Raw genomic sequence first — 18,711 nt, forward strand, 5'->3', positions numbered from 1 at the left:
CGGCAGACGCGCCCGGGATGGGCGCGCTTTTCGACGCATTCGATGGACAATATCCGCAATTTTTCGATCATCGCCCACATCGACCACGGCAAATCGACGCTGGCCGATCGCATCATCCAGTTGTGCGGCGGGCTCTCCGACCGCGAGATGGAGGCCCAGGTGCTGGACTCGATGGACATCGAGAAGGAACGCGGCATCACCATCAAGGCGCAGACGGCGGCGCTGACCTACAAGGCACGCGACGGCAAGGTCTACAACCTCAATCTGATCGACACCCCGGGGCACGTCGACTTCAGCTATGAAGTCAGCCGATCGCTGTCTGCTTGCGAGGGCGCGCTGCTGGTAGTGGACGCCTCGCAGGGCGTGGAAGCGCAGACGGTTGCGAACTGCTACACCGCCATTGAGCTGGGCGTGGAAGTCGTCCCGGTCCTGAATAAGATCGACCTGCCCGCAGCCGACCCGGACAATGCGATCCAGGAAATCGAAGACGTCATTGGCATCGACGCGCAGGACGCCACCCGTTGCTCAGCCAAGACCGGCGTGGGCGTGGCCGACGTGCTGGAGGCCCTTATCGCCAGGGTGCCGGCGCCGAAGGGCGACCCAGACGCTCCCCTGCAGGCACTCATCATCGACTCGTGGTTCGACAATTACGTCGGCGTGGTGATGCTGGTACGTGTCGTGAACGGCACGCTGCGCGCAAAAGACAAGGTCCTGCTGATGGCCACGGGCTCGCAGCATCTCGTGGAGGAGGTCGGCGTATTCTCGCCAAAGTCCGTCACGCGCGAGTCGCTGTCTGCGGGGCAGGTGGGTTTCGTCATCGCGGGTATCAAGGAGTTGAAGGCCGCCAAGGTTGGCGACACCATCACCCATGTGGCGCCGCGCAAGGCCGAGGCACCGTTGCCTGGTTTCAAGGAAGTCAAGCCGCAGGTGTTTGCCGGTCTGTACCCGGTCGAAGCCAACCAGTATGAAGCGCTGCGTGAATCGTTGGAGAAGCTGCAGCTGAACGATGCCTCGCTGCAGTTCGAGCCGGAGGTGTCGCAGGCGCTCGGCTTCGGCTTCCGCTGCGGTTTCCTGGGCTTGCTGCACATGGAGATCGTGCAGGAGCGCCTCGAGCGCGAATTCGACATGGACCTGATCACCACGGCGCCGACGGTGGTCTACCAGGTCGTGCAGCGCGACGGCACGACGGTGCAGGTTGAGAACCCGGCCAAGATGCCGGATCCGAGCAAGATCGAGTCGATCCTTGAGCCGATCGTCACCGTGAACCTGTACATGCCGCAGGAATATGTGGGTGCCGTCATCACGCTCTGCGAACAGAAGCGCGGCTCACAGATCAACATGAGCTACCACGGCCGCCAGGTCCAGCTGACGTACGAAATTCCCATGGGCGAGATCGTGCTGGATTTCTTCGATCGGCTGAAGTCCGTTTCGCGTGGTTATGCGTCGATGGATTACGAGTTCAAGGAGTACCGCCCCTCGGACGTCGTCAAGGTCGACATGCTGATCAACGGCGACAAGGTGGATGCGCTCTCCATCATCGTCCACCGTTCCAACAGCGCGTACCGGGGCCGCGAAGTCGCTGCCAAGATGCGCGAGATCATCCCTCGCCAGATGTACGACGTGGCCATCCAGGCCGCCATCGGCAGCAACGTCATCGCGCGTGAGAACGTCAAGGCGCTGCGCAAGAACGTGCTTGCCAAGTGCTATGGCGGTGACATTTCGCGCAAGAAGAAGCTCCTCGAGAAGCAGAAAGAGGGCAAGAAGCGCATGAAGCAGGTCGGCACGGTTGAAATTCCGCAGGAGGCATTCCTTGCCATCCTGCGTGTCGAAGAAAAATAACCCGGACGAATCGCGCAACGGCGCCTCTCTCATTCATGAACTTCGCCCTGATTCTGTTTGTTCTCGTCGTCATCACCGGCATCGCCTGGGTTGCCGACAAGCTCGTGTTTCAACGTCAGCGCCAGACGGCAGCCGCGGCTGCACTAGCCGAATTCGATGCGCGCGCCCAGGCGCAGGCACAGTACGCAGGTGGTGCCGATATCGGTGCCGCGCGTCTGCAGCTGGCTGAAGAGAAGCTGCGCCAGCCATGGTGGCTCGAATACACGGCGAGCTTCTTTCCGGTGATCGCGGCAGTGTTTCTGCTGCGGTCCTTCGTGATCGAACCGTTCAAGATTCCGTCAGGCTCGATGATCCCGACACTGCAGATCGGCGATTTCATCCTCGTCAACAAATTCACGTACGGCATCCGCCTGCCGATCGTGAATCAGAAAATCGTCGAGCTGAATCAGCCGAAGCGCGGCGACGTGATGGTCTTCCGCTACCCGAAAGATGAGTCGATGGACTACATCAAGCGCGTGATCGGCGTGCCGGGTGATGTTGTGAAGTATGAGAATAAGCGACTGACCATCAACGGTCAGCCCGCGACCTACGCGCCACAATCCGATTATCTGGATGGGGAGCGCCTGACGTATTCCAAGCAATATCAGGAAACCCTCGGGAACGTCACGCACAATATCTTGAATGACGCTGACCGCCCGGCGTATGTGTCCGGCCCGGACGATTTTCCGTTCCGCGAGAACTGCACTTACAATCAGTCTGGCTTCACCTGCAAGGTACCTCCGGATCACTATTTCATGATGGGCGATAATCGTGACAACAGCGCGGACTCACGTTATTGGGGCTTCGTGCCGGACAAGAACATCGTCGGGAAGGCGTTCTTCATCTGGATGAACCTGGGCGACCTGAAGCGGATCGGCGGCTTCCATTGATCCGCTAAGTGACACAAAGACATCTTATTAGCGTTCGCCAATTGCAAAACGGGGGAAATGCAATGCGGAATCGTCAGACCGGTCTGAAACGCCCGTCGCATGGGATTACCATGTTTGGCATTCTGATCGGCATCATCGTGCTGATCACGGCTGTGTTGCCCGCCATCCGAGCCATTCCGAGCCTGATGGAATACCAGGCGATCACGCGGGCCGTGAAGCAGGCACGCGATCGCGGCACGAGCCGGCAAGATGTCGTGGGCGCCTTCGACAAGCAAGCCGCCATTGACGACATCACGTCGCTGAAGGGTGACGACCTGGAGGTGCTTGATGCCGGCGGTTCCATCCAGGCGGTGCATTTTTCATACAAGCGCGAGATTCCGCTGTATGGCCCGATCAGCATGGTGATCACCTATTCGGGGACCCTGCATTGACATGAGTCTGGATGCATTGCAGCAACGTCTTGGCTACCGCTTCAGCAAACCGGAGTTGCTGCAGCAGGCGCTCACCCATCGCAGTCACAGCGCGATGCACAACGAGCGCCTGGAATTTCTTGGCGATTCGATTCTGAATTGCGCGGTCGCCGACATGCTCTACGGCATGTTCGGCAAGCTCGATGAAGGCGACCTCTCTCGCGTGCGTGCGAATCTGGTCAAGCAGCAAGCCCTTTACGAGATCGCGCAAATGCTGCTGTTGCCCGATGCGTTGCGCCTGGGCGAGGGCGAATTGAAGAGCGGCGGCTTCCGTCGGCCGTCTATCCTGGCTGATGCACTGGAAGCGATCTTCGGCGCGGTTTTCCTTGACGGCGGCTTCGACGCTGCCCGCACGCTGATCCGCAAGCTGTACATCCCGATCCTGGAGCAGGTCGACCCGCGGACGTTGGGCAAGGATGCCAAAACGCTGCTGCAGGAGTATCTCCAGGGGCACAAGATCGCGCTGCCACTCTATACGGTGGTGGCAACCCATGGCGCGGCGCATAATCAGCAATTCGAGGTCGAGTGCGCGATCCCCAAGCTGGAAGTTCGAGTCTCCGGTAATGGCGCGTCGCGGCGCGCGGCCGAACAATCGGCAGCCAAGCTTGCGTTGGACGAAGCGCATCGCCTGGTGCCGCAACTCGTCAAGCGCAGTCGCGCGGAGCGCACCGGCAAGACGCGCAAGCAGGCGACGCCGCCTGACCCACAGTTGTCTCTTAGGTTGAAGGAATAATCAGGTAAATGAGCGACACCCCATTGCAGCCTCCGCAACCCACCCCGGGTGGGCCGGAAGGGTTCCGCTGCGGCATGGTCGCCATTGTCGGGCGGCCGAACGTCGGCAAATCCACGCTGATGAACGCCCTGGTTGGCCAGAAAGTCAGTATCACGTCGCGCAAGGCCCAGACCACGCGCCACCGCATCACCGGCATCCAGACGACCGAGGATGCGCAGTTCGTTTTTGTCGATACGCCGGGCTTTCAGACGCGCCATGCCACGGCGCTGAACCGTTCGCTGAATCGGGCGGTGACCTCCACGCTGACATCGGTCGACGCCGTGCTGTTCGTGGTCGAGGCTGGCCGCTACGGTCCGGACGACGAGAAGGTGCTGTCGCTGTTGCCGCGCGAGACGCCCGTGATCCTGATCGTCAACAAGGTCGACCGGCTCGATGCCTATACGCGTGCCGAAATGGTGGCTGTGTTCCTGCAGGAAATGGCACAGGTGTTTCCGTTCAAGGAAATCGTGCCCATGTCGGCCAAGAATCGTGACGACATCGTGCGCCTGCTTGGCATCGTGCGTCCGTACTTGCCGGAAGGTGAGCCGATGTATGACCCGGAAGCGCTCACCGACCGCAGCGAACGCTTCCTGGCCGCAGAGATCGTCCGCGAAAAGGTTTTCCGCTGGACCGGCGACGAATTGCCCTATTCGAGCACCGTCGTGGTCGACAAGTTTGAGACCGAGGGTCGCCTGCGACGCGTATTCGTCACCATCCTGGTTGACCGCGACGCGCACAAGGCGATGATCATCGGCGCCAAGGGCGCCAAGCTGAAGCAGATCTCCACCGAAGCCCGCATGGACATGGAAAAGCTGTTCGACGGCAAGGTCTATCTGGAAGTCTGGATCAAGGTCAAGAGCGGCTGGGCCGACAACGAAGCCGGCCTGCGCGCCTACGGCTACGAGTAACCTGGCTCGGCAAGACGACACACGTTCGATGGCGGGACGATCCGATCCGATTCCGGACGAGGCCGCGGAATGGCTGGCCGAGGAGAGCGTTGCCGGGGCCGCGCCGCGCAAGAGCTTTCCGGCCGCTCGTTCCGAGACGCGTGTCGCCGCGCAACCGGCTTTCGTGCTGCACAGCTATCCGTACCGCGAAACGAGCCTGATCGTTGACGTTTTTACACCGGACTACGGCCGGATGGCGCTGGTCGCGAAGGGCGCCAAGCGGCCCCATTCGGCTCTGCGAGGGGTGCTGCAGACCTTCCAGCCGCTGTCGTTGTCGTGGAGCGGGCGAGGTGACGTGCGGACGCTGACACGCGCTGAATGGGTCGGCGGCATGGTCCCGCTGGGCGGTGAGGGGCTGCTTTCCGGCTTCTACCTGAACGAGCTGCTTGTCAAGTTCGTCGCCCGCGAGGATGGGCACCCGGTCCTGTTCGCGCATTACGTCGAAACGCTGAACAAGCTTGCCCACGGTGAGCCGGCGGCCTTTACGCTGCGGGCATTCGAGCGCGTGCTCTTGCGCGAAACGGGCTTCGCGGTTCAACTCGATCGCTGCATCGACGGCGAGCCCGTGATGCCGGAGGGGGAGTATGTCTATCACCCCGAGCGCGGAGTGCGACGCGCCTTGCCGAGCGACCCATCCTCGTGGCCGGTGTTGCGTGGCCAGACATTGATCGACATGGAGTGCGATGATTACGCTTCGCGCCCGACCACCGCGCAGCAGAGCCGCAGCCTGATGCGTTTCCTGCTGCATTATCATTTGCATGGCACGCCGCTTTCGACGCGCCAGATCCTGATCGACTTGCAGAAACTATGATCTTTCATGCCTCGCCGGGAGTCATCGACCTGGGCGTCAACATCGACCACGTCGCCACGCTGCGCAATGCGCGCGGCACTTCCTATCCGGACCCGATTGCCGCGGCACTCCTGGCCGAAGAGGCGGGGGCTGATCTCATTACGCTGCATTTGCGGGAAGACCGCCGCCATATCAAGGACGCCGATGTGCGCGCATTGCGCCCACAACTGCGCACGCGCATGAACTTGGAGTGCGCCGTCACGCAGGAGATGCTGGACATCGCCTGCGACATCGGCCCGCAGGACGTTTGCCTCGTGCCCGAGCGCCGCCAGGAAGTGACGACCGAAGGCGGCCTGGACGTGGTCGGTGGTTTCGCCAAGGTACAAGCCGCCTGCAAGCAGCTTGCGGATGCCGGGATTCGCGTGTCGTTGTTCATTGATCCGGATGCCGCACAGATCGAAGCCGCCGCCGCCGCCGGCGCACCCGTGATCGAACTGCACACCGGCCGCTACGCCGATGCCACCGACGATGCCGAAGTGAAGTCGGAACTGGTGCGCATTGAAACCGCCGTGGAAGAGGGTATCCGCTGGGGCCTTCGCGTGAACGCTGGACATGGCCTGCACTATACGAACGTGCAGCCGATTGCTGCCCTCGCGGGCATTCATGAGCTGAACATTGGCCATGCCATCGTGGCCCACGCCGTCTTTGCCGGCTGGCAGAACGCGGTGCGTGAGATGAAGGCAATCATGGTCGCGGCGCGCTTGTCATCGACGACCCCGGCGGCCGCGCATCCGGGCGTGCCCGCATGAGTCAGCCGGAAGCCGCTGCACCCCGGGCCGGCGCCATCTATGGCATCGGCACCGACATCATCCAGATCGAACGCGTCGAAGGCGTGATGCAGCGGACCAATGGCCGCTTCGCCGAGAAGGTGCTTGGGCCGGATGAGCTGCGCGTCTACCTTGCCCGCAAGGCGCGCTCTGAGCGGCGCGGTCTGGCTTTTCTGGCGACGCGCTTTGCTGCCAAGGAAGCTGTGTCGAAAGCCATTAGTTTGGGGATGCATTGGCCGATGACATGGCGCGCGGTGCAGACACTCAACCTGCCATCAGGGCAACCCGTGGTGCGCTACAGCGGTGAACTGGCCGACTGGATTGCGCAGCACGGCCTCCACATCCAGATCAGCGTGACGGACGAGCGCGACTACGCAGTCGCCTTCGCCGTCGCCGAGTTGCAAACGAAACCCTCCGCATGAATTCCACCGCCAAGCAGCAAAAACGCCCCGGCCCGATCGTCCTCGATGTGGCCGGACTTGAACTCGGTCCGGACGATGTTCGTCGCATCGCTCACCCGCTGACGGGCGGCGTCATCCTGTTCGCGCGCAATTTCGAGTCGCGCGCGCAATTGACGGCGCTGACGCGTGCCATCCGCGCCGTGCGCGACGATGTGCTCATTTGCATCGATCACGAGGGTGGCCGTGTCCAGCGCGCAAAGGCTGACGGTTTCACCCATCTGCCTGCAATGGGCGCTCTGGGCAAGCTGTGGGATCGCGACGTGCTGGCCGCGACGCGCGCCGCCACTGCATGCGGGTACGTACTGGCCGCGGAACTACGCGCATGCGACATCGACCTCAGCTTCACGCCGGTGCTCGACCTCGACTACGGCACGAGCAGCGTGATCGGCGATCGTGCGTTCCACCGTGACCCACGCGTGGTGACGATGCTCGCCAACCACCTGACGCTCGGACTGCGCCTGGCTGGCATGGCGAACTGCGGCAAGCACTTCCCTGGGCATGGTTACGTTCAGGCTGATTCCCACATCGCAGTGCCGGTCGACGATCGCCCGCTGGAGGCCATCCTCGCCGACGACGCGCAGCCTTATGGCTGGATGGGCATCGGTCTGCAGTCGGTCATGCCGGCACATGTCATTTACGCGAAGGTCGACCCGAACCCGGCCGGTTTTTCGCGCTTCTGGCTGCAGGACATGCTGCGTGCGCATTTCAATTTTGATGGCGTGATTTTTAGCGACGACCTCAGCATGGAAGGGGCGAGCGTTGCAGGCTCCGTGGTCGATGGTGCTCGCGCGGCGCTCACGGCCGGTTGCGACATGGTGTTGATCTGCAATGCGCCTGAGAAGGCAGACCAGCTGCTCAACGAGCTGGATGCAACGATGGGCAAGGCGTCGTTGCGGCGTGTGCGCCGGCTGTTTGGCGGCAAGGCGGTGAAGGGCTGGACGAAGCTGCAACAGCAATCTGCTTATCGGCAAGCGCTGCGTACACTGCGCGAGGCCGCGCTGATTGCGTAATCGCAAGCGAGACACCCGAAAACAAAAAGGCTCCCGAGGGAGCCTTTCTGATTGGTGCTGCGCTGGTCTTACTTGGCGCGGCTGCGGTATTCGTCCGTACGCGTATCGATTTCGATCTTGTCGCCGGTGTTGCAGAACAACGGCACCTGGATCACGAAATCCTTGTTTTCGTTGATCTGGGCAGCCTTCAGAACCTTGCCCGAGGACGTGTCGCCCTTGACGGCCGGTTCCGTGTAGATGATTTCGCGGACGACCGTGGTCGGCAGTTCGACCGAGATGGCTTTCTCGTTGTAGAAGGTCACTTCAACCTTCATGCCGTCTTGCAGGTAGTTCAGCGCGTTGCCCATGCTTTCGGCTTCAACGTTGTACTGCTCGTACGTGACCGGATCCATGAAGACGTACATCGTGCCGTCGAAGTAGGAATACTCGGCTTCCTTCTTCTCGAGGATGACCTGTTCCATCTTGTCGTCGGCATTGAATACCGATTCACCGCCTGCTTCGGTCAGCAGGTTCTTGTACTTCATCTTGACGACGGCGCCCGAACGGCCGGAGCGGCTGTACTCGGTCTTGAGCACGACCATCGCGTCGTTGCCGATCATGAACACGTTGCCAGCGCGGAGTTCTTGCGCGATTTTCAAGGCCATTTCTAAATTCCTGAAAGATAAGAGGGTTCGATGCGCGCCAAGCAACGAAGCAACCGCGCGAGTCCCTCGGGTCGCGCGAACCAGGTCAAAGCCGGGGCCGCATATAGATCAGCCCGCTATTTTACCTGTTTTTCGCAGAACGCCACCAGATTCGCGGCGAGATCTCCGAGATGCAACAAGCCCTGCTCCCACGTCGCCGCGCGCGTGCGCAGGGCAGGCGAAGCAGCCACCAGTGCCGCCCAGTCGAGCGACGCCGGCTTCCCATTCCATGCGTGCCAGAACGTGGTGATGGCATCGGCATCCGCTTGGGCCAGGCCAGCGGTATAGCGTGCCAGGAAGGCGTCCAGTTTGGTGAGGTGGACGTCGTCGCTTTGCGGGTAGATGTGCCACACAAAGGGGCGTAATGCCCACTGGCCGCGCACGAAGGAATCCTCGCCGCGCACGAAGTTGATGTCGCACGCCCAGAGAAGGGCATCGTACTGCTCTTGCGGCACGAAAGGCACCACGGCCACGGTGAGCTGGTTTCGCGTCCAGCGGGCCCCCGCCCTGGCAGCACCGGCATTGCCCAGAAGTTCAGCGATCTGCGTGGCAGCCAAGCCTTCTGGCACCAGGCAAATCACCGGTTGCGCGGCGCTTTCCCATTGAGAGACCAGCGTGGGCAGCGCAGGGTTGGCATACGCAAACAGGCTGACGCGCAGGGCGTCCGGGGATTCCCGCATCAGATCGTCCACGCCAAGGCGGTGCCATAACGCCTGGCGGGCGGCTGGGCTCGCTTCGAACGTTGCGCGCTGCGCGCCCAGGTGCGACTCGCGCAATACGCCGCCGGTGTTGCGGGCAAAGCCGGGGAAGAAAAAGTACTTGACCAGCGGCAACCGAGGATGTGGCGATTGCATTGCGTGGTACTCGGATACCCAGTGCTCTGCGCTCAGATATTCCAGGTTGATCCAGACCGGCGCGGCGCTTTGCCTGGCAAGTTCAGCCATCTGCAGGAGCATCGGCTCGGGGGCGGCGCAGGCGAAGGCTTCGACCACCACGTCATGCGGTGCGGGGTGCGGATCAGCGGCGAGCAGGTCGGCCACCTGGGCGTCGTTGCCCCAGTGACGGATGTCGACGCCAGACACCCGTTGTGCCTCGGCTTGCTTGTCGACTGTCGGGCAGAGCTTTTCGAACGAGCGCAGGTCGTCCACCCACAGGCGGACGGTGTGGCCATGCTCCTGAACGAGCTGACGCGCCAGGCGCCAGCACACGCCGATGTCGCCATAGTTGTCGACGACGCGGCAGAAAATGTCCCAGGACGTGATGGTGCGCATGCGGCAGGGCTGAGTGACCAATGGGCCAATATTGTAGTCGGCCGCTTGTTCTACACTGATGGCCTCTGAGCCTGCGAACGCCATGCCGTCCAACCCAACGTCACCTGATCTCCCCGAGACGCCCGGGAACGCCGCACCAGCCGCGCCCGAATTCGATGCGAAGGCGCACATTGCCCGCTTGCCCAACCTGCCCGGTGTCTACCGCTATTTTGATGCGCAGGGGAACGTCCTCTACGTCGGCAAGGCACGCGACCTGAAGAAGCGCGTATCGAGCTACTTCAACAAGACGCTGCTGTCGCCGCGCATCGCCATGATGGTCTCGAAGATCGCGCGCATCGACACCACCGTCGTGCGCAGCGAGGCCGAGGCGCTGCTGCTGGAAAACAACCTGATCAAGGCGCTGGCGCCGCGCTACAACATCCTCTTTCGTGACGACAAGTCGTACCCCTATCTCAAGCTGACGCAGCACGCTTATCCGCGGATGGCATATTACCGGGGTGCCACCGACCGCAAGCACCAGTACTTCGGTCCGTTTCCCAGCGCGCACGCGGTGCGCGAGAGCATGCAGATCCTGCAGAAGGTGTTTCAGCTGCGCACCTGCGAGGACACCGTCTTCAACAACCGGACGCGGCCTTGCCTGCTGCACCAGATTCATCGCTGCAGCGGGCCCTGTGTCGAGGCCATCGGTCCCGAGGATTACGCTCGCGATGTCGCCAATGCCGCCGGCTTCCTTCTGGGCCGCCAGGACGAGGTCATGCAGACGCTCCAGGACAAGATGCAGCGCTATTCCGAAGCACTGCAGTTCGAACAGGCGGCCATCGTCCGGGACCAGATCGGCGCACTGTCCACCGTGCTCAAGCAGCAGTCGGTGGAGGAAGTCGGTAACGCCAGTGACATCGATATCCTGGCCGTGGCCATCAAGGGCGGTCACGCTTGCGTGAATCTGGCGATGGTGCGCGGCGGCCGGCACCTCGGCGACAAGGCGTACTTTCCCACGCACGTCGAAGAAGGCGCCGCGATCGTCGGCGAAGATGTCGAGGCCGACGCGCAATCGGCGTCCGCGCGCGATCCGGAACGCGTGGCCAGCGACATCCTCGCAGCCTTTGTCGCGCAGCATTACCTTGATCAGTTCGTGCCGCCGATATTGGTGGTGAGCCACCCGATCTACGCTACCGACCTCATCGACGCGCTTGCGGAGCAGGCGGGTCGCCGTGTCTCGGTCGTGCGTCAGCCGCAGGGCGGGCGCCGCGCCTGGCTCGAGATGGCGGAAAAGGGTGCCGAGCTATCGCTGCTCCGCCGGCTGTCCGAGCAAGGCAGCCAGCAGGCCCGCACGCGCGCGTTGGCCGAGACCATCGGCATCGATCTGGAAGACCTCGCTGCCCTGCGCGTGGAGTGCTTCGACATCAGCCACACCGCAGGCGAGGCGACGCAGGCCTCATGCGTGGTCTTCCACAGCCACACCATGCAGAACGGCGAATATCGCCGTTACAACATCCAGGACATCACGCCCGGTGACGACTACGCGGCCATGCGGCAAGTCCTCACGCGGCGCTATCAGAAGATCGTCGAGCGGGCTGGTGAAGATACGCCCAGCATGCCAAACATCGTGTTGATCGACGGCGGGAAGGGGCAGGTGGAAGTGGCGCGCCAGGTGTTTGAGGAGTTGGGTCTCGATATCGGATTGCTGGTCGGCGTGGCCAAGGGCGAAGGCCGGAAGGTTGGCTTGGAGACGCTCGTCTTCGTCGACGGTCGGCCGTCGCTCGAACTGGGGCAAGGTAGTGCCGCGCTGATGCTCGTCGCGCAGATCCGTGACGAGGCGCACCGGTTTGCCATCACGGGCATGCGCGCCAAGCGTGACAAGGCGCGCAATACGTCGCGCCTGGAAGAGATCGAGGGCATTGGCGCCAAGCGCCGCCAGCGGCTGCTGGCGCGCTTCGGGGGGTTGCGCGGCGTGATGGCCGCCAGCGTCGATGAACTCGCCACGGTGGAAGGCATCTCCCAGACTCTGGCCGAAGAAATCTACCGTCAGCTTCATTGATCGGCGACAATGCCCCATCTTGGCGCGCTGGCCAGTGCTTGCGCGGTGGTTGCCCTCTCGATTTGCCATGCCTCTCAACTTCCCGATCCTCCTGACCTGGCTGCGTGTGGCCATGATCCCGCTGGTGGTGGGCGTGTTCTACGTACCGGACGCCTGGATGGCGCTGCCCGCCAAGAATCTCACGGCTGCAGTGTTCTTCATCGTCGCAAGCCTGACCGATTGGTTCGATGGCTTCCTGGCGCGCCGCTGGAACCAGACTTCCGCTTTTGGCGCCTTCCTCGATCCCGTGGCCGACAAGCTGATGGTGGCCGCCGCGCTGCTGGTACTGCTGGCGCTGGGTCGCGTGTCGGATGTCATTGCGTTGGTCATCATTGGCCGTGAGATCACGATTTCGGCGTTGCGCGAATGGATGGCGCAGATCGGCGCATCCAAGAGCGTGGCGGTCAATTTTCTTGGCAAGCTGAAGACGACCTTCCAGATGATCGCGATCCCACTGCTTCTGTTTGAGGGACGGTTGTTCGGCATGATCGACGCGCAGGCGTGGGGTACATGGCTGATCTACGTGGCTGCGGTGCTCACGCTGTGGTCGATGGCGTACTACATGAAGCTCGCCTGGCCACAGATCCGCGAGCGCGCAAAGTGAAGCCGCAAAAACTCTTGCGCAACCTGTTGACGAGGATGATTCTTTTTTGCCATAATCTCGTTCTCGCGTTGCAGTGATGTGACGCAACGGTCTGGCAGCACAAAGGGTGTACGGCAGTGCTGGTAGCCAATATGCGGGAATAGCTCAGTTGGTAGAGCGCAACCTTGCCAAGGTTGAGGTCGCGAGTTCGAGCCTCGTTTCCCGCTCCAGTTTTAAATGTGTGGCCGTGTTGATGTGATGGCGCGGCGGCATAACCGGTTACGCGGGAATAGCTCAGTTGGTAGAGCGCAACCTTGCCAAGGTTGAGGTCGCGAGTTCGAGCCTCGTTTCCCGCTCCAATTCCGAAGGGAAGCCTTGCTTCCCTTTTTCTTTATCGGCACGGCAAACACGCGGTTCTTCGCGAATTGCTACAATGCGGTGTTGAGCCCCTGGCGGGGTAGCAAAGTGGTTATGCAGCGGCCTGCAAAGCCGTGTACGCCGGTTCGATTCCGGCCTCCGCCTCCAGAATGCAAAAAAGCCCCGACTTGTTCGGGGCTTTTTGTTTTCTGCGTTGGCCCACCGTCTTGTCGATTTCGGAATTCAATATCATCCGCTTACGCAAGTAAGCCGCACGGCACGTGTACGCATTGCTCACTTTAGCGAACCTTGTCAGTTCATCAGTCTGCGGCGGTGTTTCTTGCGAAAATGCGCGACTACAGAGTGAGGCTGCGCGAGAGTCTGCGCACAGTTACCAAAGGATGGGGGCATGGGCGATGGATCTTGTTCCTCTGCCCGCGCACAATCGCCTTGTTCAGACATCATAAAAAATGATAGAACGGCATCAATCCCCAGTAGGGCGCTTCGCTTTTCACAATTGTTTGCAGTATGGCGGGATTCGCCTTTTAGGATGACTTGGGCTCAAGTCGGTCGCAAGCCGTGGATTCGGTCGTGTGCGGGCGTCGGTGCCGTACCGGAGGCGGCGGGTGATCGGATGAAGATGCGCCGGCCTAGGATTTGATGACAACGATAAAGGGAGCGCGCCGGCGTCCCCCGGGAGCGGTGGCCAGTATTGACCATGCGGCCCGACCCGAAACGGCGAAAGGGCAGTCCAGATGGCGATACGAATTGCCTCAGTGGAAGACAATCAGGCGCAGTCGGAGTTGATTCGCGAGATCCTGACAGCGTCCGGATACGAATGCGAGTGTTTCAGTAACGGGGACGCCTTTGTGAAGGCATTGCGGGATCGGACGTTCGACCTGCTGTTGCTTGACTGGCAGTTGCCCGATATCAGCGGTATCCAGCTGGTGAGCTGGGTGCGGCAGACCGTCGGACCGGCACTGCCCGTGCTGTTTCTGACCAATCGCTCGCTGGAAGACGATGTGGTGCAAGGGCTGGCTGCCGGCGCCGACGATTACGTCATCAAGCCGGTGCGCCGCGCCGAACTGGTGGCGCGCGTGGGCGCGCTCTTGCGCCGCGCAGCGCCGCGCACGAACGAGTCGCTGGAGCGCATCTGCGTCGGCCCCTACGCGGTCGATCCGGTGGGACGCGCTCTGGCGCTGCACGGTCTGCAGGTCGAACTGTCGCCGCGCGAGTTTGATCTGGCGCTGTATCTCTTTCGCAATGTCGGCAAGCTCGTGCCGCGTGAGTTGATCGAGCACGCCGTCTGGGGCCGCAGCATCGGCCCGGATTCACGCACGCTGGCCACGCATATCTCCAAGCTTCGGCTGAAATTGGATCTCAACCAGAAGAACGGCGTGCGGCTGGTTTCGGTGTATTCGCATGGCTATCGGCTGGAAACCACCCAGGAAGACGGTGAAGCAAGCTGACGCAACAACGGGTGATCGGATGCGGCGCGCCGCGTGGTTCGGCGCGTTCGTTCTTTTTGGCGGTGCCGCACAGTTCGCGACAGCGCAGCCTTCCGGCGCCGACGGGACAGATTTTCTCTACCACGTCCAGCCGGGTGACACGCTGATCAGCCTCGCTGGCCGCTACATGGACAGCGCGGAGGGCTGGCGCCTGCTGCGGCAGCGCAACCGCGTTGCGAACCCTTATCGCCTGCAGCCTGGATCCGTGCTGCGCATTCCTTTCAACCGGATTCCCGTGGTGCCCGCGGCGGTGCGTGTCGTGTTTGCGCGCGATGCCACCACAGCGGACGGCAAGCCGCTGCAGGTTGGCATGACGCTCGCAGAAGACGCACAGATCGACACGGGCGACAAAGGCGTCGTGACGCTTGCATTTGACGATGGCACGCGCGTGAGTGTGCCTCCCGGTAGCCGTGTCGCGCTCACGCGTGTGCGTGCTTTTGCGCGAGCGGGGCTGATCGATGTGCGGCTGCACGTCAAGCAGGGCGAGGCTGAATCGGATGTGTCGCCGCGAAAGCGCGGTGTGGGCCGCTACGAGATTTCCACCCCCGCGCTCGTGACCGGCGTGCGCGGCACGCGATTCCGCGTGCAGGCGAGCGCGGGTGCATCGACGAGTTCGGTGCTGGAGGGGAGCGTTGCCGCAAGGGGAGGGGGGCAGACGCAGTCTGTCGAGGCCGGTTTCGGCGTGCAGGTGTCAGGCGGGCGCATCAGGCGTGTGGCGCTGCCGCGTGCACCCAGGCTCGACGCCGTTCCCGAGCTTGTGCAGACGCCGTGCTTCCGGGCGACCTGGCAACCGGTCAAAGGTGCCGTTTCATACCGCGCGGCAGTCGCGCGCGATGCCGCATTGACCGAACTGAGCGCCTACCAACTGGGCGCGACTCCCGGCGCGACGCTGTGTGGCAATGAGGACGGCGATTACACCCTGGTGGTGCAGAGTGTCGACGCACTCGGCTTGACCAGCGTCTCGGCCACGCGGCCCTTTACCGTGCGCTTGCACCCCGAGCCGCCGTATCCGATCCAGCCTGCCAGCGGCAAGACTTACCGCAGCGGCGGGGTGGCGTTTGCGTGGGGTGCTGTGTCCGATGCACGCAGCTATGACGTGCAGGTCGCCGGCGCGCAGAGTTTCGCGTCACCGGTCATCCAGCAGCACGGGGAGGCGGTGCGCATGACCAAGACGTTGGGCGCCGGCACCTGGTGGTGGCGCGTGCGCTCGGTGGCGGATGGCGGCAAGACCGGCCCGTGGAGCGACGCACTGCGCTTTCGCACGCTCGACATACCGGCCGACGCAGCGCCGCCAGCTACCGCCGATGGCGGCAACGACGGCATGCTGCACACCCACTGGCCCGAACTGGCGCCCGAATTGACGGCCGCCGGCGCGCGTACTCGGCTGCAACTGGCCAGCGAACCCAGCTTCGCAAAGCCCCTCGTCGACATCGTCAGCAATCGCAGCGAAGCCGCCATTCCGCAGCCGCCGGCCGGCAGGTATTACATCCGTACCGGCGTGGATCTGGGCGACGCGGCGGACGTCGTCTATTCCGGACCGCAGCGTATTGATATTGGCGCCTTCGTCGGCGATTCAGCGCGCAGCCCTGTGCAGAGCGGCGGCGGCAACCTGTTGCTTGATGATGGGTCCCAAGGACCACGCCTGCGCTGACCCGGCGCTGGCCACGCCGGCCGCCCGGCATGCCGCGCTCCGCTCGCTGGTGGAGTGGGGTGTGTTGGTGGCGCTGGCTACGCTGCTCACCATCGGCGCAGTGCGCTGGGACGTGGTGGCGCGGCTGGATGCGATGGTGTACGACACCGTCGTGACGCTGAACGGACATGCCCCGCGCGACGACATCGTCATCGTTGCGATTGACGATCAGAGCCTCGACGCAGTGGGCCGGTGGCCTTGGCCTCGTAGCCGCCTGGCTGACCTGATTGGGCGGGTGGGGCAAGCGCGGCCTCGTGGCATTGGCGTCGACATTCTGTTCATCGAACCCGATCTCGCGCACCCGGACAGCGATCGTGCGTTGGCGGCAGCCATTGCGCGAGCAGGACACGTCGTGTTGCCCGCTCTGCCGGAGCGCACGGGGCAAGGGCGCGTCTATCACTACCCGTTTCTTGGTATCGAAGCTGCCGTTGCGCACATCAATGCCGCATCCGACGCCGATAGCGTCGTACGAGGCGTCTATCTGGAGGAAGGGCCACCTGGCCACATGCTCGATCATCTGGCCGTGCAACTGGCGCGTCAGGCAGCACGGCCGCCTCGTTCATTGGCAAGCGATGGCGATGCGCAAGCCGACACCGAGGGCTGGATGCGCAGGGGATTTGTCCGCCTGGACTTCGCGGGGCCGGCAGGGACGTTCAGGCATGTGCCGGCCGTGGATGTGCTCACTGGCCGCGTGGCGCCCGACGCGTTTGCCGGCAAGCTGGTGCTGATCGGGGCGACCGCGTCGGGTGTGTCGGATATTTTCGCGACGCCCACTTCGCGCACGATGAGCGGTGTGGAAGTGCTGGCCAATGCCACGCAGACGGTGCTCGACGGGACGGCCATCCTGCCGTTGTCATCAGCGTGGTTCTGGGCAATGACGCTGCTGCCATTGCTGCTGACGGCGTACGCGGTGCGTTGGCTCACGCCGCGCATGGCGCTCGCTGTGGCGCTGGCGGGCGCGGCGTTGGTGCTGCTCGGAGCAATCGGGGCTTTGGTGCTGAGCCACCGCTGGCTGCCACCTTTCGCCGCACTGGTAGGGCCGCTGGTCCTGTACCCGCTCTGGAGCTGGCGCCAGCAGGAAACCGCGCTGCGCTTTCTGCGCGATGAGATGCAGCGCCTTGCGCGTGAACCCGGTGTGCTGGCGGACACAGCACCGCTGGCCAGTACTGGCCCGACGCTCGGCGCACACATGAATGCCGTCGCATCGCTCACCGACAGGCTACGCGGCCTGCGTCGTTTCCTGGCCGATGCGCTGGAGAGCCTGCCCGATGCCACCGTCATCTGCACGCTGGATGGCGCCATCCGGCTGGCGAACGGACGCAGCGCGGAGCTGGTGGGTCAGCAGAACACGCCTGGTCAGAATCGCGCCGCCGCCTTGCGTGACTTGCCAACGCTGCTGGCGCGCGCCTTTGCCGACCCTGCCGCGGGTGAACGCTACTGGGCACGTTGGCAGGCGGAACCTGACGCCGGGTTGGAACCGGTCGAGCTGCATGCGCGCGACGGCCGCTCGATGCTCATGCATGCCGCCGCCTTGCGCGACAACGCGGGTCGCCCCGTCGACATCATCGTCAGTTTTGCCGACATCACGGCGGTGCGCCAGGCAGAGCGGCACCGCGAGCAGGCGCTGCGCTTCATCTCCCACGACATGCGCTCGCCCCAGAGTGCGATTCTGGCGCTTATCCAATTGCAGCGGGACGCCTCGCGCACGCTGGACCGTGAGGCACTGCTCTCGCGAATCGAACAGCTGTCGTCGCGCACACTGGAGCTGGCGGATGCCTTCATCGACCTGGCACGAGCGGAATCGCAAGCGCTCAAGCTTCAGGATGTCGACTTGGTGGGGCTGGTTCTAGACGCCGCGGATGAAGTGTGGGCGCTAGCCAAACGCCACCAGGTGGAGGTGCGCATCGTGGCCGACATCGAGGCGCATGTGCAAGGAGATCCTCACTTGCTCGTGCGCGCACTGGTGAATCTGCTCAACAACGCCATCAAGTTCAGCGCCTCGGGGGCGCTGGTCAGTGTGTCGGTGGGAGTCGACGACGCGATGTTTACGGTGGCGGTAGCCGACCAGGGCCCCGGCATTGCGTTGGCAGATCAGCCACGGCTCTTCCAGCCGTTCCACCGCCTGCACGAGGGCGAGGCCAATGCACCGGCGGGAAGCGGGCTTGGGCTTGTCTTCGTGAAGACGGTGGTCGACCGGCACGGCGGACGCATTGCAGTGCAGAGCGCGCCCGGTCTGGGGTCCACATTCACTGTCTGGATGCCTCGCGGGCGGCATCACGACGACGCTTGAGCGCCGGGCCGCCGATGCGTGCGGCGCCGCGTGGCTTGCGCAGCGCTTCCTTTTCAATCATTTGCAATCGCGGGCCGTGATGGCCCTACAGTGCATTGGCCGACTGGCGCGACATACGGTAAGCACCCGGTGAACCCGTCTTGAAGGGGACCCGCGTAGCAAGGAGCATCGTGTCCATCTAGTTCTAGGTGGACACGTGGACACTAT

At 63.0% G+C, this 18,711-nt stretch carries 16 protein-coding genes and 3 tRNA genes; 17 read left to right on the forward strand and 2 right to left on the reverse strand.

What is annotated here, in order from left to right; genetic code table 11:
* The first annotated feature begins 42 nt into the window (after positions 1 to 42).
* The 9 genes from lepA to nagZ all read left to right on the forward strand — a co-directional run bounded on the left by lepA (position 43) and on the right by nagZ (position 8,045).
* Positions 43 to 1,839, forward strand: coding sequence for a translation elongation factor 4 (gene lepA, locus R2N03_RS19790; protein ID WP_316659580.1), 1,797 nt, complete (start codon positions 43 to 45; stop codon positions 1,837 to 1,839).
* A gap of 35 nt (positions 1,840 to 1,874) precedes the next feature.
* Positions 1,875 to 2,768: a signal peptidase I gene (gene lepB, locus R2N03_RS19795; RefSeq protein ID WP_316659582.1), complete on the forward strand. Its 894-nt coding sequence runs from the start codon at positions 1,875 to 1,877 to the stop codon at positions 2,766 to 2,768.
* A 62-nt stretch (positions 2,769 to 2,830) separates the two neighbouring features.
* The gene (locus tag R2N03_RS19800; RefSeq protein ID WP_316659583.1) at positions 2,831 to 3,199 is read left to right on the forward strand and encodes a DUF4845 domain-containing protein; all 369 of its coding nucleotides are present in this window, start codon (positions 2,831 to 2,833) and stop codon (positions 3,197 to 3,199) included.
* Position 3,200: 1 nt separating this feature from the next.
* A complete protein-coding gene (gene rnc, locus R2N03_RS19805) occupies positions 3,201 to 3,971 on the forward strand; it encodes a ribonuclease III (RefSeq protein WP_316659585.1) in 771 nt (256 codons plus the stop codon).
* Between the two features lie 8 nt (positions 3,972 to 3,979).
* The gene (gene era / locus R2N03_RS19810) at positions 3,980 to 4,918 is read left to right on the forward strand and encodes a GTPase Era (protein ID WP_316659586.1); all 939 of its coding nucleotides are present in this window, start codon (positions 3,980 to 3,982) and stop codon (positions 4,916 to 4,918) included.
* A gap of 28 nt (positions 4,919 to 4,946) precedes the next feature.
* Entirely contained in the window at positions 4,947 to 5,768 is an 822-nt protein-coding gene (gene recO, locus R2N03_RS19815; protein WP_316659587.1) for a DNA repair protein RecO, read from the forward strand.
* Positions 5,765 to 6,556, forward strand: coding sequence for a pyridoxine 5'-phosphate synthase (gene pdxJ / locus R2N03_RS19820; protein ID WP_316659588.1), 792 nt, complete (start codon positions 5,765 to 5,767; stop codon positions 6,554 to 6,556). Before recO ends, pdxJ begins: the two co-directional genes overlap by 4 nt.
* Positions 6,553 to 6,996: a holo-ACP synthase gene (gene acpS / locus R2N03_RS19825; protein ID WP_316659589.1), complete on the forward strand. Its 444-nt coding sequence runs from the start codon at positions 6,553 to 6,555 to the stop codon at positions 6,994 to 6,996. The genes pdxJ and acpS overlap by 4 nt, the downstream gene beginning before the upstream one ends.
* Positions 6,993 to 8,045: a beta-N-acetylhexosaminidase gene (gene nagZ, locus R2N03_RS19830; protein ID WP_316659590.1), complete on the forward strand. Its 1,053-nt coding sequence runs from the start codon at positions 6,993 to 6,995 to the stop codon at positions 8,043 to 8,045. Before acpS ends, nagZ begins: the two co-directional genes overlap by 4 nt.
* Positions 8,046 to 8,113: 68 nt before the next feature.
* Here the strand turns inward: nagZ and efp are convergent, their stop codons facing one another.
* Positions 8,114 to 8,683 (reverse strand): elongation factor P, encoded by a 570-nt coding sequence (gene efp / locus R2N03_RS19835; protein WP_316659604.1) that lies wholly within the window; start codon positions 8,681 to 8,683, stop codon positions 8,114 to 8,116.
* Between the two features lie 122 nt (positions 8,684 to 8,805).
* Positions 8,806 to 9,999, reverse strand: coding sequence for an elongation factor P maturation arginine rhamnosyltransferase EarP (gene earP / locus R2N03_RS19840; protein WP_316659591.1), 1,194 nt, complete (start codon positions 9,997 to 9,999; stop codon positions 8,806 to 8,808).
* 82 nt (positions 10,000 to 10,081) lie between these two features.
* Between earP and uvrC the strand changes: the two genes are divergently transcribed.
* From uvrC to R2N03_RS19880, 8 genes are all read left to right on the forward strand, one after another.
* The gene (gene uvrC, locus R2N03_RS19845; RefSeq protein WP_316659592.1) at positions 10,082 to 12,037 is read left to right on the forward strand and encodes an excinuclease ABC subunit UvrC; all 1,956 of its coding nucleotides are present in this window, start codon (positions 10,082 to 10,084) and stop codon (positions 12,035 to 12,037) included.
* A 67-nt stretch (positions 12,038 to 12,104) separates the two neighbouring features.
* Complete coding sequence (pgsA, locus tag R2N03_RS19850; RefSeq protein WP_316659594.1) at positions 12,105 to 12,680, forward strand: CDP-diacylglycerol--glycerol-3-phosphate 3-phosphatidyltransferase; 576 nt, start codon at positions 12,105 to 12,107, stop codon at positions 12,678 to 12,680.
* 133 nt (positions 12,681 to 12,813) lie between these two features.
* Positions 12,814 to 12,889 (forward strand) — tRNA-Gly (locus R2N03_RS19855).
* 53 nt (positions 12,890 to 12,942) lie between these two features.
* A tRNA-Gly gene (locus R2N03_RS19860) sits at positions 12,943 to 13,018 on the forward strand.
* A 92-nt stretch (positions 13,019 to 13,110) separates the two neighbouring features.
* Positions 13,111 to 13,184 (forward strand) — tRNA-Cys (locus R2N03_RS19865).
* 587 nt (positions 13,185 to 13,771) lie between these two features.
* On the forward strand, positions 13,772 to 14,485 hold the full coding sequence (locus tag R2N03_RS19870) for a response regulator transcription factor (RefSeq protein ID WP_316659596.1): 714 nt from the start codon (positions 13,772 to 13,774) through the stop codon (positions 14,483 to 14,485).
* 19 nt (positions 14,486 to 14,504) lie between these two features.
* Positions 14,505 to 16,175: a FecR family protein gene (locus R2N03_RS19875; protein ID WP_316659605.1), complete on the forward strand. Its 1,671-nt coding sequence runs from the start codon at positions 14,505 to 14,507 to the stop codon at positions 16,173 to 16,175.
* Entirely contained in the window at positions 16,144 to 18,504 is a 2,361-nt protein-coding gene (locus R2N03_RS19880; RefSeq protein ID WP_316659598.1) for a CHASE2 domain-containing protein, read from the forward strand. The genes R2N03_RS19875 and R2N03_RS19880 overlap by 32 nt, the downstream gene beginning before the upstream one ends.
* Positions 18,505 to 18,711 lie beyond the last annotated feature (207 nt).

Source organism: Ralstonia condita (genome assembly GCF_958405655.1).
GTDB lineage: Bacteria > Pseudomonadota > Gammaproteobacteria > Burkholderiales > Burkholderiaceae > Ralstonia > Ralstonia condita.

Coding starts and splice junctions, on each gene's coding strand:
- lepA (WP_316659580.1), top strand. CDS start 43: ATGGACAATATCCGCAATTTTTCGATCATCGCCCACATCGACCACGGC.
- lepB (WP_316659582.1), top strand. CDS start 1,875: ATGAACTTCGCCCTGATTCTGTTTGTTCTCGTCGTCATCACCGGCATC.
- R2N03_RS19800 (WP_316659583.1), top strand. CDS start 2,831: ATGCGGAATCGTCAGACCGGTCTGAAACGCCCGTCGCATGGGATTACC.
- rnc (WP_316659585.1), top strand. CDS start 3,201: ATGAGTCTGGATGCATTGCAGCAACGTCTTGGCTACCGCTTCAGCAAA.
- era (WP_316659586.1), top strand. CDS start 3,980: ATGAGCGACACCCCATTGCAGCCTCCGCAACCCACCCCGGGTGGGCCG.
- recO (WP_316659587.1), top strand. CDS start 4,947: ATGGCGGGACGATCCGATCCGATTCCGGACGAGGCCGCGGAATGGCTG.
- pdxJ (WP_316659588.1), top strand. CDS start 5,765: ATGATCTTTCATGCCTCGCCGGGAGTCATCGACCTGGGCGTCAACATC.
- acpS (WP_316659589.1), top strand. CDS start 6,553: ATGAGTCAGCCGGAAGCCGCTGCACCCCGGGCCGGCGCCATCTATGGC.
- nagZ (WP_316659590.1), top strand. CDS start 6,993: ATGAATTCCACCGCCAAGCAGCAAAAACGCCCCGGCCCGATCGTCCTC.
- earP (WP_316659591.1), bottom strand. CDS start 9,999: ATGCGCACCATCACGTCCTGGGACATTTTCTGCCGCGTCGTCGACAAC.
- uvrC (WP_316659592.1), top strand. CDS start 10,082: ATGCCGTCCAACCCAACGTCACCTGATCTCCCCGAGACGCCCGGGAAC.
- pgsA (WP_316659594.1), top strand. CDS start 12,105: ATGCCTCTCAACTTCCCGATCCTCCTGACCTGGCTGCGTGTGGCCATG.
- R2N03_RS19870 (WP_316659596.1), top strand. CDS start 13,772: ATGGCGATACGAATTGCCTCAGTGGAAGACAATCAGGCGCAGTCGGAG.
- R2N03_RS19875 (WP_316659605.1), top strand. CDS start 14,505: ATGCGGCGCGCCGCGTGGTTCGGCGCGTTCGTTCTTTTTGGCGGTGCC.
- R2N03_RS19880 (WP_316659598.1), top strand. CDS start 16,144: ATGATGGGTCCCAAGGACCACGCCTGCGCTGACCCGGCGCTGGCCACG.